This window comes from Pseudomaricurvus sp. ABR4_320 (assembly GCF_056159445.1).
Genome location: NZ_JBSWVF010000003.1, coordinates 408710 through 424897 on the forward strand (window position 1 = coordinate 408710; position 16188 = coordinate 424897).

At 51.7% G+C, this 16188-nt stretch carries 12 protein-coding genes; 9 read left to right on the forward strand and 3 right to left on the reverse strand.

Annotation, left to right across the window (positions count from 1 at the left end; all coding sequences use genetic code 11):
- Positions 1-31: 31 nt before the first annotated feature.
- From ACXAFR_RS07985 to ACXAFR_RS08015, 7 genes are all read left to right on the forward strand, one after another.
- Positions 32-700, forward strand: coding sequence for an NADPH-dependent FMN reductase (locus tag ACXAFR_RS07985; RefSeq protein WP_475175150.1), 669 nt, complete (start codon positions 32-34; stop codon positions 698-700).
- Positions 701-707: 7 nt separating this feature from the next.
- Positions 708-1544: a TauD/TfdA dioxygenase family protein gene (locus ACXAFR_RS07990; RefSeq protein WP_475175157.1), complete on the forward strand. Its 837-nt coding sequence runs from the start codon at positions 708-710 to the stop codon at positions 1542-1544.
- A 188-nt stretch (positions 1545-1732) separates the two neighbouring features.
- Positions 1733-2179, forward strand: coding sequence for a hypothetical protein (locus tag ACXAFR_RS07995; protein ID WP_475175165.1), 447 nt, complete (start codon positions 1733-1735; stop codon positions 2177-2179).
- Between the two features lie 95 nt (positions 2180-2274).
- Positions 2275-3081: a CPBP family intramembrane glutamic endopeptidase gene (locus ACXAFR_RS08000; RefSeq protein WP_475175170.1), complete on the forward strand. Its 807-nt coding sequence runs from the start codon at positions 2275-2277 to the stop codon at positions 3079-3081.
- Between the two features lie 429 nt (positions 3082-3510).
- A complete protein-coding gene (locus ACXAFR_RS08005) occupies positions 3511-5172 on the forward strand; it encodes a purine-cytosine permease family protein (RefSeq protein WP_475175178.1) in 1662 nt (553 codons plus the stop codon).
- Positions 5173-5551: 379 nt separating this feature from the next.
- On the forward strand, positions 5552-8737 hold the full coding sequence (locus ACXAFR_RS08010) for an efflux RND transporter permease subunit (protein ID WP_475175186.1): 3186 nt from the start codon (positions 5552-5554) through the stop codon (positions 8735-8737).
- Complete coding sequence (locus ACXAFR_RS08015) at positions 8730-9875, forward strand: efflux RND transporter periplasmic adaptor subunit (protein ID WP_475175192.1); 1146 nt, start codon at positions 8730-8732, stop codon at positions 9873-9875. The genes ACXAFR_RS08010 and ACXAFR_RS08015 overlap by 8 nt, the downstream gene beginning before the upstream one ends.
- A 23-nt stretch (positions 9876-9898) precedes the next feature.
- On the opposite strand, the gene ACXAFR_RS08020 is transcribed toward ACXAFR_RS08015, so the two are convergent.
- A complete protein-coding gene (locus ACXAFR_RS08020) occupies positions 9899-10939 on the reverse strand; it encodes an FUSC family protein (RefSeq protein WP_475175195.1) in 1041 nt (346 codons plus the stop codon).
- A 62-nt stretch (positions 10940-11001) separates the two neighbouring features.
- Entirely contained in the window at positions 11002-12618 is a 1617-nt protein-coding gene (locus ACXAFR_RS08025; protein ID WP_475175198.1) for a carboxylesterase/lipase family protein, read from the reverse strand.
- 226 nt (positions 12619-12844) lie between these two features.
- Between ACXAFR_RS08025 and ACXAFR_RS08030 the strand changes: the two genes are divergently transcribed.
- Together ACXAFR_RS08030 and ACXAFR_RS08035 are read left to right on the forward strand one after the other, a co-directional pair.
- Positions 12845-13315 (forward strand): methylglyoxal synthase, encoded by a 471-nt coding sequence (locus ACXAFR_RS08030; RefSeq protein ID WP_475175201.1) that lies wholly within the window; start codon positions 12845-12847, stop codon positions 13313-13315.
- Positions 13316-13532: 217 nt separating this feature from the next.
- Positions 13533-14198 (forward strand): hypothetical protein, encoded by a 666-nt coding sequence (locus tag ACXAFR_RS08035; protein ID WP_475175204.1) that lies wholly within the window; start codon positions 13533-13535, stop codon positions 14196-14198.
- Positions 14199-14206: 8 nt separating this feature from the next.
- On the opposite strand, the gene ACXAFR_RS08040 is transcribed toward ACXAFR_RS08035, so the two are convergent.
- Positions 14207-16060 carry an ABC transporter ATP-binding protein gene (locus ACXAFR_RS08040; RefSeq protein ID WP_475175206.1) on the reverse strand — a complete coding sequence of 618 codons (1854 nt, stop codon included), beginning with the start codon at positions 16058-16060 and terminating at the stop codon, positions 14207-14209.
- Positions 16061-16188 lie beyond the last annotated feature (128 nt).

The following is a 16188-nucleotide window of genomic DNA, read 5'->3' on the forward strand; positions in this document are numbered from 1 at the left end:
CTGTTCGCCAGCCCCATAAGCTGACTCTCTAATGTTTTTCATCTATGGCCCCTGCGACCTGGAGCCACCGATTATTCTCTTTGAGTGTCTTATGAACCTGGCCATTATCTGCGGTAGCCAACGACAGCAATCTCAGTCGTTAAAGGTTGGCAAAACCATTCAGCAACATTTGCACAATCAGAAGCACTGCACGGTGCTCTTCGATTTAGCGAGCCTGGAATTGGTCCCGTTTGACGACCGCTTTTGGAAACAGCCCGATGGACTGCACCAACAGCAATGGCAACCTATTGGCGATCAATTACGAGACTGTGATGCATTGATCGTTATAACACCGGACTGGCACGGTATGGCGCCAAGTGTGTTGAAAAATTTCTTTCTCTACTGCGGCACAGAAGAGACAGCAAACAAGCCCGGACTGCTCGTCGGCGTATCAGTGACATCCGGCGGTCACTTGCCGATTGCCGAACTTCGCATTAGTAGCGCGAAGAATAATCGCATTTGCTGGATACCCGATCATCTGATCATTCGCAACGTGAAACACTGCCTAAATTCCGTAACGCCCAGCGACGAAAAAGATGACCGTTACATTCAAGAAAGATTGCAGCATTCTCTCGACCTTCTTACCGAATACGCTAAAGCTCTGACATACGTGCGACAGAGCGGTGTCGCAAACTACCAGCGTTATCCGTACGGGATGTAAACTTCCATTGAAATTTGCAACAGGTATCACCATGGCCAGCAACCAAATAACGATCAAACCTCTCACCCATAATATCGGTGCAGAGATTGGAAATGTCGATCTGACGAAGCCTTTGACAGAAGACGAGAAGAAGCAACTCTACGATGCGCTGATGCAGTACCAGGTCATTTTTCTGCGTGATCAACCTATCAGTCACGACCAACATCGCGAAGCCGGTCAGATTTTCAGTGACTTAATTATTCACCCTGGCGCGAAAGGTATCGACGGCTACAAAGACATAGTCGCGATTCATGCAGACAAAGACTCGAAATATATCGCAGGTGACAACTGGCATTCGGACCTCAGCTGCAATGAAGAGCCGCCAATGGGATCCATGTTGTATCTACATACATTGCCAGAGGTTGGTGGCGATACGTTATTTTCTTCAATGTATGCCGTGTATGAGTCTCTATCGCCCGCACTACAAACCTATCTGGAAGGTCTGGTAGCGGAACACGACGCCAACCATGTTTATCACTCAATCTACGGTGACTATGGTAAAGCCTACCCCTGCAATACACATCCTGTCGTGCGCACTCATCCCGTTACCGGACGTAAAGCCATATTTGTGAATGCCTCTTATACGACTCGAATCATGGGGCTATCGAAGAATGAGAGTGACGGCATACTGGCGATGCTGTATGAGCATGTAAAAGACCCTAATTTTCAAGTGCGATTTCAGTGGCAACCCCACTCCATTGCCATTTGGGATAATCGCTGCACACAACACTTTGCGGTCTGGGATTATTTTCCACAGACCCGATCCGGCTTTCGAGTGACAATGGCCGGTGACAAGCCCTTCTGAGATATGGGCTCTTTACGCCCTTTCTAATTTCAAAGAAATACACGCCAGAGTTCCTGGCGTTCGTTCATTTCAATAATCACTCATCTGCAAAGTATTGTATCCTCTCAATCGTAGACCAACTCATTACTGGTGTACTTACGCCGAATACCGTATAAAAACACAATAAACATCGCTATATGGGAGGTTCGATGGTTCAGGATAAACCGACGTCAGATTCCATTTTGCAAACCAAAATTGATGAAAAACGCCAAGAGCTGGCACAATATCTGGATGAGATGGAACCCCGCCACCGCAAACTCGCAAACATTGCCATTATCTGCGGCGCGATCTCTGCCGCTCTGACGGCCGCACCTGCGCTTGGAGGTCAAACGTTATCCGAGTGGTTCGGCCAATTTATGAATACGTCACTGCCCATTTGGCAGCTACTGTGTTTTTTGGCCACCTTCTGCTCTATTGCGGCGACGGTCGCAACCAATATGTCCAAGTCGCAGGACATCTCTGCCAAAGTTGTAAAAGCCCAAGCCTGCGACGCCAAGCTGGAAGGTTTACAGACGTTACTGCAAATCGGCACTATCGATACCGAAGCGGCAACCAAGCAATTTGTTGATGCCATCTCAGATGTTGCATTTATTTAGCGTTTAACGTATCGGCCTGTAGCAAGCTTTGGAACAGTCATTGCTCTGGAATAGCCATTTGCACGCTATTCGTTAGCCATCCTCAGGAAGGGCACATGAGCGCTACTCTCGACTCAAATACCTTTTTCTTTGAACGCTCGACGGCCGGGGACTTCCCACTCTATCAGGCCGAAGCCAGTAGCCTCATTTCCCAGTCCAATCCAGAACCCGACGACACAGAGCACGATCTAACGGCCACTAACCTTCCAGTGAACTGGTGGATCTTGTGGGTGAGCACACTTGTTGGCTTCGCCTGCTTGAGCCTGTCGTTTCCTATTTTTAATAGCTCTTTAGACAGTTTCCTACCTGCGATTCTCTTTGTGGCGATTCCGCTTTTCTCAATGCTGGTATTCGGGGGACACCAGTGGCGCGCACTTTTCAGGAAACCTCAGTTATCGGATATTGCCATTGTGATCGTGGTAGCTTTGTCCAACCTTTTTGTTACGACCTTGATCGCTTTACTGCTGATGACCTTCGCTGAAGCCAATGTCAATCCTGCGGTCAAGCAGTTGGCCTCCCTCAGTAACTCAGATCAACTGACCTTTTTAATTTGTACGATTATCCAATTGTTCGGAGAAGAGCTGGTTTCAATCATTCCTTTTCTTGGCGTTCTGAGTTTCTGTCATCATCGCCTACACATGAGCCGAAAGCACGCCATTGTCATTGCGACTTTTGTCACCGCCTTACTTTTTTCCGCCATGCACCTACCAACCTATGACTGGAATCTTGTTCAGTGTTTTTTGGTCATCGGTACCGCCAGAATCATTCTCTTGCTGGCGTACATTATTACGAAGAATCTCTGGGTCGCGACAGCCACCCACATTCTGAATGATTGGCTTATTTTTGCAGTGGCAATGGCCTAAAACACGGATAACAACACCAATCTTTAAAAATTCGGAAGAAGTGAACGCCTGATTCGTTGTGCACCGCACCACAACAGTGCGCATAAGATAGATCATCTATTCCGTTGCACTCAATCTACGCAGCTTAAAGTGCATCATTGCTAACGCTTGGATAGATCCTTAATGATCTGATCTGAAATTTTCTATTCCGTTGAAATAGCGAAATACAAGGTGAGGCAAACCGTATGCAGCGGGGGGATGCGGCATCAGGCCTACATGTGTGGATTTATTGTGTCTTTTTTACTCTGTCACATGGAGAGATCCCCCTTTTTCACCATACACTCGTCACGAAAAATAACATCTCGTCAGATTCCTCTGCCTTTGGCAGGACACTTGCACCCACCCCCTCGGAAGTAAACCTACTTCAACGCCTGCCAGAATGAGGAAATCATGACCCCTCCAGATACAATAGACGCGACCCTAGCACCAGATTCCACCACTAAAAACTCTGCCGTCTCAGAAACTCTTGAAGACTACACATTGCGGTTTGCGCCGCGCCACTATCGCCGCTGGACACCCGCAGTTGTGGCCACATCGGCACTTGGTGGCATCGCCTATCTTGCGGATTTCGCCATCGGTGCAACCATTGGTATTTCTTTCGGTACCAGCAATGCGGTACTTGGTATTCTCGTCGCCGCCGTGCTTATTTTCACTACCGGATTTCCACTGGCCTACTACGCCGCTCGCTACAATCAAGACCTGGATCTGATTACCCGCGGCAGTGGCTTTGGTTATTACGGCTCGGTTCTCACGAACATTATTTTCGCCAGTTTTACCTTTATCTTCTTTGCGCTGGAAGGGTCGATTATGGCCCAGGGCTTGAAAATCGGACTCGGTATTCCCCTGTGGCTGGGTTATGCCATTTCGACCTTGATGGTCATTCCCCTGGTGATTTACGGGATGAAAGCCCTGGCCAAATTACAGGTCTGGACAACACCTTTGTGGTTGGTCCTGATGGTGCTACCGATGATCTATCTGGTGGCTTCGCAGCCTGAAACCGTCTCCGCGTTTCTTGCCTACAAAGGGGAGCATGGTGGCGAAGGCGTTTCTTTTGGTTATGTGATGCTGGCCGCAGGCGTGTGCCTCGCATTGATCGTTCAAATTGCAGAACAGATTGATTATCTAAGGTTTATGCCACCGCGCACCGAAGCGAATAAAAAGGTCTGGTGGACAGCGGTCATATGTGCGGGTCCAGGCTGGGTGGTACTGGGCGCAATTAAGCAGATCACCGGGCTTTTTATTGCGATCTACCTCATTGCAAAATTAGCCCCTGAGGAAATTATGCTGGCCAGCGAACCTGTACACCAGTTCCTAGGCGTCTATGAACAAATGATGCCGGGCTGGCTAGCAATGGCGCTCGCGGTCATTCTTGTGGTTATTTCTCAGATCAAAATCAATGTCACCAACGCTTACTGCGGCTCTCTTGCCTGGACCAATTCGTATACGCGAATCACCAAACATTATCCCGGCAGAATGGTGTTTGTGTTGTTTAACCTTGCCATCGCGTTATTGCTGATGGAGCTCAACATGTTTGACTTCCTCAATCGCATTCTTGGCTTTTACGCAAATTGTGGTATTGCCTGGATTGTCACCGTTGCCACAGATATTGCGATCAACAAGTATGTTCTGAAGCTCTCGCCGAAAGTCCCGGAATATAGGCGCGGAATGCTGTATGCCATCAACCCTGTGGGATTTACCTCTGTTCTGTTATCGGCAGGCATTTCCATTTTGGTTTTCTTTGGAGCTTTAGGCGAATGGATTCAGCCCTATTCCCCACTTGTCGCCGTCGTAATTGCATTTATAGCAACACCCGCAATGGCCATTGCCACCAAAGGTCGCTACTACTTGCGTCGTGATCACGATGGTATCGAGGCTCCTATGTTCGATGAGCATGGTAACCCTTCCGGAGAAATGATGACTTGCCATGCCTGTGGTCAGGATTACGAGCGTCCGGATATGATCGCCACCCCAGTAAAATCCGGTGCGGCAGTATGCTCGCTCTGCATTTCAACGGATTCGACCGGAGAGCATATTCTGCCAGCGACTCGTTGATGATCCCTTGAAATAAACGAACACACTGAAGGTAAAACCAATGCAGCAGGGATGCTGCATCTGGCCAAAATTCTTGGGTAATTGGACTTATTACTGCGGCTGTCCCTTTCCACCCAGACCGTTAGCCTTCGATATATTACATACGAATGATAATCAAGCTATTCATTTAAATAGCCCAACCTCACTTGAAATTCTTCAGCAGTGTGCATGAAGGTGGCACACAACAATTCTTAACTGCCCATAGGACTTTTCACCCGATAAGGTAAAACGACAGCCCTGATTAATAAAAAGGATTCATAGGTGCGATGAACAGCGTTCGCCTGTCTTTCCCGCCGTCGTCGGGGTATTTTAAACGACGTTTTGCCCCGCTGGAGTATCCATGCAGTCCCTGGTCAGAATCGCACTGCACCGTCCCTATACGTTTATTGTTGCCGCACTGATTGTCTTGATCCTTGGTGTGTTGTCGATCCTACGCACGCCCACAGATATCTTCCCAGATGTAGACATCCCCATCATCGCGGTTGCCTGGCAGTACACCGGCTTACCACCAGATGAAATGGCGGGCCGAATAACCACCCCGTTTGAACGCACGCTGACCACGACGGTGAATAATATTGAGCATATTGAGGCCAATTCCTACACCGGTTTTGGTATCGTAAAAATCTTTTTTCACCCCAGTGTCGATATCAACCTTGCCAACGCGCAGGTCACCAGTATTGCCCAGACGATTATTCGCCGTATGCCTGACGGGGCTCAACCGCCATTGATTTTGAACTACAGCGCGGCATCTGTTCCTGTTATGCAGTTGGCGCTTTCCGGCGAAGGCATGACGGAACAACAACTGGCCGATCTCGCGATGAATCGCTTGCGTACGGCACTGGTGACCGTGCCCGGCGCGTCGATACCCTGGCCATTTGGCGGCAAGAGCCGACAGGTTCAAATCGACCTGGATCCGGATCAACTGCGCGCGCGCGGACTGACCGGCCAGGACGTCGCTAATGCCCTGGCAGCACAGAACCTTACCATCCCCGCAGGTACCCAGAAGATCGGCGAATTAGAATACGCCATCAAGCTGAACAACTCACCGCAGACCATCGATGCGATCGGAAACTTCCCCATTAAGCGGGTCGATGGCGCCATGGTTTACATTCGAGATGTTGCCAATGTCCGCGATGGCAGCGCCGTGCAGAAAAATATTGTGCATGTTGACGGAAATCGTTCGGTATTGATGAGCGTTTATAAAACCGGAAGTACGTCGACACTCGATGTTATCTCTGGCGTAAAGCGTCGAGTGGAAGAGGTGCGCGACCAACTGCCTGACAATCTTGATATCAAGGTTCTTGGCGACCAGTCCGTGTTTGTTGGCGGCGCCATTCACGGTGTTATGGTAGAGGGGTGCATTGCCGCCGCATTAACCAGCTTTATGATTCTGCTGTTCCTTGGCAGCTGGCGCCCGACACTTATCGTCGCCACATCTATTCCACTATCGATTCTCGGAGCCATTGTTGGCCTGTCGGCCATGGGGCACACACTCAATATCATGACCCTTGGAGGCCTTGCTCTCGCCGTCGGAATTTTGGTCGACCTGGCTACAGTAACCATCGAAAATATTGAAGTGCAACTGGAAAATGGACTGCCCGTTGAAGAGGCCATTTTCAAAGGCACCCAACAAATTATCACCCCCGCATTCGCCTCTCTACTTTGCATTTGTATCGTATTCGTCCCTATGTACTTCCTCGAGGGATTACCGAGATATTTGTTTGTTCCCCTTGCCGAAGCCGTCATTTTGGCAATGATCTTTTCGTTTCTATTGTCGTTTACCTTGGTCCCCACCTTGGCCAAGTATCTTCTGCGAGCCGGCGTACATCACAGCGATTCACCCAAAGGCCCACTCGGACGTTTTCAGCAACGCTTCAATCGCGGATTCAATAACATGCGCGGCGGCTACCGAGCCACATTGGAAAACGTGATGGTCAGTCGCGGCCCCTTTCTGATTGGGTTTATCGCCTTTATTGGTCTGTCGTTTATCTTGGTCCCTCAGGTGGGCAGAAATTTCTTTCCCTCTGTCGACGGCGGCCAGATTATTCTGCACGCGAGAGCACCGGCCGGTACACGGGTCGAAGAAACTGCCGCCCGTTTCGCAGAAATTACCAAGGTTGTTCGTGAGGTGATTCCACCAGACGATCTGGAAGCGTTGGCGGACAATATAGGAACCTATATTTCCAGCATCAATACCATTTACAGTAACAACGGCACCATTGGTACCCAAGATGGTGATATTCAAATTTCATTGTCGCCAGGTCACGCACCAACAGAAGAGTACGTACAAAAGCTCAGAGAAATTCTTCCAGAGCGCTTTCCGGGTATGACCTTTTCCTTCTTGCCGGCAGACATTGTCAGCCAGATTCTTAACTTCGGCGCCCCCTCCCCTATCGATTTACAAATACGGGGTTACGACACCCAGGCCAACTTTGAATATGCGAACAGCCTGCTGGCGGAGATTCGCAAGATTCCCGGCATTGCTGATGCGCGCATTCAACAAACACTCAACGCCCCCGCTATCAATGTCAATGTAGATCGCAGCCAGGCCATGTTTACGAATGTCACGCAAAGCGATGTTACCGACAGCATGGTGGTTAACCTGGCTGGGTCGTCGCAAGTGGCACCCACCTGGTGGCTAAATCCGCAAAATATGGTGTCCTATCCGATTGTGATGCAAACCCCTCAGTACGCCATTGACTCTTTGGAAGATTTGAAAAGCATCCCAGTCAACGGCAGCGGCTCAGAGAATCCTCTGATTCTCGGCGGGGTTGCCAGCTTCAGTCGCAGCAATACGCCGGGCGTTGTTAGTGAATACAATATTCAGCCCATTATCCAAATTTACGCCAGTGTTCAGGGAAGAGATATGGGCGCCGTCGCCAGTGATTTACGCAAGGTCATCGATACGCACGCAGAGACATTGCCAAAAGGTTCCAGTGTCGATCTCGGCGGCCAGGTTAAAACCATGAACGATGCGTTTGTGGGCTTACTCTTTGGACTGTTGGGAGCCATCGTACTGGTCTACTTACTGATTGTGATCAACTTTCAGTCTTGGCGAGATCCATTTGTCATTGTCGCCGCGTTGCCGGCGGCACTCGCTGGCATTGTCTGGATGCTGTTTGCAACGCGCACCACCTTTAGTGTTCCAGCACTCACCGGCGCCATTATGTGCATGGGGGTTGCGACCGCTAACAGCGTACTGGTCATCAGCTTTGCCCGAGAAGCCCTGGCACAACACGGAGATCCGATTCTGGCGGCGGTCGAAGCCGGCTTTGCCCGCCTGCGGCCAGTGATCATGACCGCTCTGGCGATGATGATTGGTATGTTGCCCATGGCTCTGGGCCTGGGTGAAGGCGGCGAGCAAAACGCTCCCCTCGGCAGAGCCGTTATTGGCGGCTTAATGTTCGCTACCTTTGCCACCTTGTTTTTCGTTCCCGTTTTATTCAGCCTCTGTCATCGCGGCCACCAACAATCCGCGCCTACGCCAGAGTCTCAATCGCCAACCGAAGGAGAGGTTTATGCCTGAAGCGACTCCCAAAGGCGTACGCATGCGATCCGTCGGATTCGTCACTGTCATCGCCGCCGCCCTTATCGCCGGTTACGGCTATACCGTTAGAGCCAAGGACGCCGCCGACCTGCAGGATTTTACTGACAAAGTCGCCGTACCCACCGTCGCCGTAACCAAACCGGTTCAACAAAACAACGCCCAACATCTGCAGTTGCCCGGCCGTATGGAAGCCTTTCGTCAGGCGCCTTTGTATGCGCGAGTTGACGGGTATCTGGCGCAGTGGCACTTCGATATTGGCAGTCACGTGAATGCTGGCGACCTGATCGCCGTCATTGATACTCCGGATATCGATCAACAACTCATGCAGGCTCGCGCCGACCTTAACGTTGCCGAGGCCAACGCCACACTCGCAGAATCTACCGCAAAACGCTGGCAAACTCTGGCAAAAACCAAAGCCGTTTCCGTGCAGGAAGCGGAGGAAAACGTCAGCGCCTGGCAGGCCAGTCTCGCCACCGTAGAATCTGCAAAAGCGGAGGTCAGCTTTCTGGAAGTACAGAAAAAATATGCCAGAATACTGGCCCCTTTCTCAGGCGTGGTCACTCATCGAGCCACCGATGAGGGAGATCTCATCAGCGCAGGCAGCAATGGTGGCGATGCATTGTTTGAAGTTGCCGATGTCAGCAAAATTCGAGTCTATGTCCGGGTACCGCAAAATTTTATGGGGCAAATCAAGGTCGGGACCGCGGCTAAGGTCAGCGTTCCTGAGAGACCGGAAGATACCTATGAGGCGACCGTCTACGCTTCCGCTGGGGCCGTTGATGAAAGCAGTGGCACTACGCTGATGCAAATAATTGTCGACAATCCAACCGGGGAACTACTACCTGGAGCCTATGCGATGGTGAATTTGGATTTACCTCAGCCGCAAAACGTCTACACCATTCCCGCCAGCGCCATCATTTTTGATGCGTCTGGACTCAGCGTGGCTACCGTTAATGAGAACAATCACGTCACCCGTAAACCGGTGATCATCGCACGAGATCTGGGCCGGGTGGTAGAGATTCGCGATGGACTCACAGGCAGCGAGCAGGTGATTACCAACCCGCCCGATGGCGTCCGCAATGATGACCCCGTGCGAGTTGTCACCACCAACACCTGATCGCAACACCCTTTTACCGGCCATCAATGGCGATGGCTGGGCATCAATTTTAGTCTTAGTAACAGGGCGCCAAACAATAGGGCGATGGCACTGCCAATCAGGACGTCGATCATCCGCGCCTGGATCAACATCGCCGGCGCTTTGGTATTCGCGAAATACGCCAGCATGATGGTAAATGGTGTAATAAAAAAGCAGGCCACGGCATAGTTCTTTGCGACCAGAACTTCGATCGTCCAACTGAGCGAAAACAGGATTAACACAAGCACAAGCGCCGGAGGTTCAGGCCAAAAAATCAGCCAGGCCAACCCCATACCCACTGCTGTGCCAAATGCGCGGTGAATCGTCCGCCCCCAAAAGTCCTCCATCGTTTGCCCCTGAAAGATGGCCGCACAGGTAATGGATACCCAATAGGGATTTTCAAAGCCAATCACGGACGAAAACCAATAGCCTCCACCCACAGCGACGCCAACAATCCCAGCCCGTGACAGAAGCGTCGTCCAAGGTTCATCACTTACCGGTGGCGACGGCACCTGCCAGAGCGTTCCTCGCCAATACATCAGAAAAGAAAACAACATCAGGAAAATGGCCGCAGACAAACCACCAACAAAAACCAACCCCACTCGTAAATAAAATTCAGAGGGATCATAGGGTACAGCTTTACTGAGGCAGCACGCTAAAATGAAAAAGAAACTTCCCGGTGGTGCTAATCGAATTTTTTGACAGCAGGCTACTGCAATGAAGGCGACTAACATCAACGACACAGTGCTCTCTATCAATCCTCGATCCCCCGCTAAGCCTATAGCAAACGCCAAGGTCAACCCCAGGAGGACGAACGCTAGAGTCTTGGCTCGCCGCCAAAGTGTCGCAGAAGGGGTGTACAGACAGACAACGGCCCCCATTGACGCGATGGAGCCGTAGGCGGAATAACCCGTGAGTTGTCCGATAAGAATCGGTAGCGCGATAGCAAAAGCACATACGCCGTAGAGAGCGACAGGACGCTTAACGTCCTTGAATTCAAACAGAGACGCGAAACCGCGTTTTAGGTGGGCAACCGTTCCTTTCACCGAAAATACTTACCTTTTGTTGGCGATGTTCGACACACTCGCCAACAAAAGGTGTTAGCGTATCAGCGCGTCAAGTAATCTTCGATCATATCCAGACGTTTCTGGTACGGATCGAGGATATAGGCAGGATCATCATCGCCGATGAACAGCAACTTGTCAGAGCCAGCAACGTACGCCGGCCAGTCGATACCTCCATCCGCTGGATTCCCTGAGCGGGCAAAAGCGACCCAAGCGGCGTGCATATCGCTCGCGACCTTAGTATCCCGAGACGAGACATCATCATAGCGGTCTGCCAGAGTTTCAAAGATAAAGGGAATCTCTGTTGCATGATAGGCCTCCTCGGTTTGCGGACGCAGAGCATCGGCGACATAGCCAAAGCGATAAAGCCACACGGGCGTGCCATCCTCCGCCAGTGTGTCAGCCAGAAACCGCGCCGATTCAATAAACAAAACCGAGCTTAGAATGCGCCCGCCTAACAATGGCAACTGCTCTTCTTCGGTATTCGGTAGTGCAAAGGCGCTGGCGATCGTAGCGTCATCTGCAGATGTTGCCTGGATAAATTCCCTTGCGCTGGATGCCATTCCCTCCGGATTAAACTGAGACATCATGTCAAATTCATGGGTGTTAGCGCCAACCATATACGGCAAGTGACGGTAACGCCCCTCACGGAATGACGTTCCCATAGGCTCTTTTATCAGCTGCCCGTCAATCATCGGCCCACTGTAAGTTGCCGGCTGGGTGTCCGCCATATTCATCCCGTTCACTATGGCATCGGCTGGCAATGCACGGAGCTGCTCGAGAGCCTCCGCCCCTGAACTGTCGATGCCCGCAGATTGGGCAAAGGCAACCCCTTTATCTTCAGCGGTTTCACCGTCATAACCGGCTGGCGCGACCGACCGGTTCAACCAGGAATCACTCCAGCCACGGCTGCGCCCACCGCCGGACTCAGAGATCGCCTTGTGAAATAAGCCTTCGGTGAGCGACTCATCCATCACCAAGAGCGTGTTCACGGAGCGTCCGCCAGCAGACTCACCAAATACCGTGATGTTTTCCGGATCTCCACCGAAGGCGGCGATGTTCTTCTTCACCCACTCCAGAGCGGCGAGCTGATCCATAAATCCATAATTACCCAGCGCCTGCCCCTGTTGCACTTCCGACAGAGCGGGATGTGCGAAAAAGCCAAAACGGCCCAGGCGGTAGTTGAAGCTCACCAGCACCACGCCACTGCGGGCAAACGCGGAACCATCGTAAACCGCAGGCGACGCGCCGCCGTTGACAAAGCCACCGCCGTGAATCCATACCATCACCGGACGCTTGGCGGCCGCTTCTGCCGGGGTCCAAACATTTAAATAGAGACAATCTTCCGCGCTGGCCGTCCCCAGAGGCGCGGCATCTCCCGGAAACGGATTCTGCATGCAGTCCGGACCGTAGCCCGTCGCCGCTCGGACACCCTGCCAGGGTGCTACTTCCGCAGGCGGTTGCCAGCGTAGATCACCTACAGGTGCCGCAGCATAGGGAATACCTTTGTAGGCAACCACGTCGCCTTCACGAACACCGCTGACCTGCCCGCTTGCGGTTGAGGCCTGAGGCTCGGCAGATGCCTGTGGTGTTTTATCGACAGCAGAGGAGCACGCCGAAAGACCTGCTACCAATGCCAAACAACCGAGTATTTGCTTCACGTTATTCTCTCTTTTACATCCTTGATGAATGGGCTTAATGAACGATTTTGCCTACCCGACAGCAAAGGAGCCTCCGCAGGTAATGACATCGCTGTCACCAAATTCTTCACACTGAACACCCACTGTCAATGACCTTTCTAAAGAACCCCTTTTAAGGCGGCACACAAATTCATCGCAAAGGGTTCGATTGCGGTACAATACCGAAAAAACAGAACAGATATTGGCTATGGATTACCGATCGATCGAAGTACCCGCAACGAAAAGTGTCGCCCTTGTGGCACATGACCATAAGAAACCGGCGCTGATTCAGTGGTGCCAAACTCATCTGAAGGCCTTACAGCCCCACACGTTTTACGCAACGGGCACGACGGGCAAGGTGATCGTGGAAGCGACCGGCTTACCCATCCGCAAACTTATCAGTGGGCCAATGGGTGGTGATCAACAAATCGGGGCGCTGATCACGGAGGGTAAAATCGATGTGCTCATTTTTTTCTGGGACCCCCTTGAAGCCCAGCCACACGATCCGGACGTACGCGCCCTGCTAAGACTCGCCGCGGTTTGGAATATTCCCGTGGCATGTAATGAAAGCAGTGCCGATATGATCATCACCTCGCCCCTGTTTCAACAGGCATCCAGCCGCCTCTGTCCTGACTATGATGACTATATGGCAGAGAGACAGCATATCGGTGATCAGTAACGTTAAATTCCCCGTCCAAGCGTTACTGGCATTTCATAGACAGCCGCTGAACTCTTCGCATAATCGTGGTCAAAGTTGCATTCAAGCTCCCGACAAACAAGCGCTATCGATACACCGTTATTGGCGGCAATTCAGACGAATCGGGACAAAACAAATTCAATGAGATGGAGAGGCACGACCGGCAGGAAGCCTGGCAAGCATCAGAGAGATCCAGGCAATGAATTTCGCTAGCACAAGAATGACGTGCGGCCGCAGCCGTTCCAATCGACGGCTCGCCGCGGCACTACCACCGATTTTGATCTTGATCGCCGTTTTGATCATTTGCTTCGCTCGCAAGCCGATGAAAACAGAGATCCCTACAGTACTCACCAGCAATAACGCCGGCATGGAATTGACCCTGCCCCTGTCTGGCATTCCAACCGATACAGGTGTCGAGTTGACGGAGGATTATGCACCGATCAGCCGCTACCGACGTTCAGAAACGCTGAATCAACTCACCCAGCTGCGCGTCAACTACCAACAATTGCAACCGGAATTGCTGGTTTGGACGCGACCAGGCTCGGACTCCAGAACCCAGTTCAGTCGTGAACTGATCGGCGCTTTGACGCAAACCAATACCGGCGCTCAGCTGGAAGATAAACAGCTCAAGCCGATAGATCTGGGGCCTCAATTCCTGTCGAATCGCCACGGTTTGATACTGCTGTGCGCGCCAGAAGACGGGGTGATTGCACAACAGTACCTGTCAGCGTTGTCGCCAATGCTCGCGGGAGAAATTGAACTGCGCTATGCGCCCGGTTTGCGCGCCGATCAAATGCGATTGATGATCATCGGCACGCCGACCTTCACCAAAGAGGGCGAAGCCCGATTCGGTACTCTAACCTAGAGACGCGGCTAGTCCTCGCCGAGAAAGCCACCGGACTGGTGTGACCACAGCTGCGCATAGAGGCCGCCATTAGCAATCAACTCGTCATGGCTGCCCTCTTCAATAATCTTGCCCTGATCGAGCACGATAAGCCGGTCCATAGCGGCGATGGTCGAGAGGCGATGAGCAATTGCTATAACCGTTTTGCCTTCCATCAAGTCATTCAAACTTTGTTGAATACTGATTTCCGCCTCAGAATCCAGGGCGGAGGTCGCCTCATCCAAGACAAGAATCGGTGCGTTTTTCAAAAGCACCCGCGCGATAGCAATACGCTGTCGCTGACCGCCAGAGAGGGTTACCCCGCGCTCACCCACGTGGGTGTCGTAACCGTGGCGACCGTGCACATCGCTCAACCCGAGAATAAAGTCATGGGCTTTGGCCCGACGAGCGGCGGCAATCATCTCTTCTTCGGTCGCATCCGGTCGGCCAAACATAATGTTTTCCCGCACTGACCGGTGTAACAGTGATGTGTCCTGAGTCACCATGGCGATGGCCGAACGCAGCGATTCCTGGCTGACTGAGCGCACATCCTGCTGATCAATCCGGATGATCCCCTGCTGCAAATCGTAGAACCTGAGCAACAGATTGACGAGCGTGGATTTCCCGGCGCCAGAGCGACCAACCACGCCAACCTTTTCCCCCGGTCGAATACTCAAATTCAAGCCGTCAAAGACGGTTTCGCCTTTACCATACGAGAAATTGACATGATCGAACTCGATAGCACCCTTCCCTACTTTTAAGGCAGGGGCATTCGACTGATCAACAATGGCCTGGGGCTTACTGATGGTGCTGATTCCGTCGCTGACAGTACCCAAGTTTTCAAAGAGATTACTGACTTCCCACATAATCCAGTGGGACATGCCCGTCAATCGAATCGCCAGACTGATGGCGATGGCAATCGCGCCCGGCGACACAGCATCATGCATCCAAAGAAAAATGCCCAACCCTCCGGTCACAAACACCAACAGCATATTGATGGACCAGACCAAAATATTCAGCAGCGTCACCAGACGCATCTGAGGATAAACGGTGTTGATAAATTCCGTCATCCCCTCGCGTACATAGTCCGCTTCACGTTGACTGTGTGAGAAGAGCTTTAACGTCATGATGTTGGTGTAACTGTCGACAATGCGGCCCGTCATTAATGAACGAGCATCCGCCTGGCGCTCGGACGTACGTCGTAAACGCGGCAACAGCAACTTCAAAATGCCAACATAGGCGCAGAGCCAAATCAATACTGGAGCGGTAAGCCGCCAATCCGCATCTGCCACCAAAAACAAGACCGTGCCGACATACACGCACACGAACAGCATGACATCCAGCACTTTCATAACTGACTCGCGCACGGCCAGCGCAGTTTGCATGACTTTAGTGGCGATCCGACCGCTGAATTCGTTCTGGAAAAAACTGTAGCTTTGATCGAGCAGATAACGATGGGCTAACCAACGCACGGCCATCGGGAAATTTGGCATCAACGTCTGGTGCACCAGTAGCGAATGGAAAATCACGACGATGGGAATAATCACCAGCACAAAAACGCTCATGCCGACAAGCTTGGGCCACTCCTCTTCCAGAAAATGCTCTGGGTTACTGTTTGCCAGCCAGTCGACGATCTGCCCGAGGACGCCGTAAAGCAACGCTTCACCGATGGCCAATAATGCAGTGCCTATGGCCATCAAAATTAAAAACGGCTCCATGCCGCGGACATAATGACGACAGAATGCAAACAGGGATTGCGGAGGTTGCTGAGGATGTTCCGGGGGGAAAGGGTCGGTCAGGCCTTCAAAATAGCCAAAGACTCGATTCAATATTCTGCATTTCATGGTGATCACGATTTTACAACGGCATGCCTTGCGCGAATTCGCAGGCAACATTCAGCGGATTCCAGGACGATAGCGGCTCATGGAAAGGTGACAAAGGGCGCTAGCAAGAGCCAGAGAACGACAACTGC